This is a genomic window from Oleiphilus sp. HI0043 (genome assembly GCF_001634935.1).
The window spans coordinates 1-781 of the sequence record NZ_LWEY01000054.1 but is presented as its reverse complement, the minus strand read 5'-3'; the positions used below and the strand labels follow the sequence as shown (position 1 = coordinate 781).

Sequence of the window (781 nt, the reverse complement as noted above, 5' to 3'; positions counted from 1 at the left end):
TCTTCCTTAACGGGCTCTTCGGCTGGCTGAGGCAGCTCTTCTTTCGCTTCCTCTTTAGGTTCTTCAGCTTTCGGCTCTTCTACCTTTTCTTCCGCAATTGCCTCTGCAGGCAACTCTTCTGGGGCATCTTCTTGCTCGTTCACTGACACGATATTATTTGAAGCACCCGCCGGTATCGGGAACTCAGCCTCAAAAGGCTTAGGCTTGAACTTGAATTTCTTTCCTTCAATCGTCTCGGCCTTTACCTTAACAGCCACTTTATACAAGCCATCGCCTTTATCTGGCTTAATCGGTAATACCCAGCGCCCCGCCTCGGCATCTAATTCCAAGGCATTGATTAAACTACTCCCATCAGGAGCATTTACCTTCGCAAATATATTGGTATCAGTCAGAGATATCGTCTCACTCATCGGCGTGACCACTAGCGCATAATGAGCTTCATCTCCTTCCCCTTTAACCGAAAATTCAAAATCAAAAGGCGCTCTCAAATTAATAATCTGGCGTTTCTTACGCTTAAAGGTTTTCCCATCAACCAAGACCGTCACTTCATACTGACCGACCTTACTTAACTTACGAATAGCTTCTCTAAAAACGCCGTCTTCAGGAACCTCATCCGACATAGACTTCTTAGCCGTTTTATTGCTTTCTGTTTTAAGCTGCAGCTGCACATCTAATAACTGCAAAAAATCAGGATTAGTAACTGTCTTCCCTTCTTCACTAAAGCTAACGTCAACATTCAAGGGATCACCAGCGAAGAAATTGACCGGTAGTTTGCTAACAT

1 pseudogene is annotated in these 781 nt (G+C 44.6%); it reads right to left on the bottom strand.

From position 1 onward, the window contains the following. Nucleotides 1–740: pseudogene (locus tag A3729_RS01265) on the bottom strand (hypothetical protein); the annotation flags it as partial. Nucleotides 741–781: the final 41 nt, after the last annotated feature.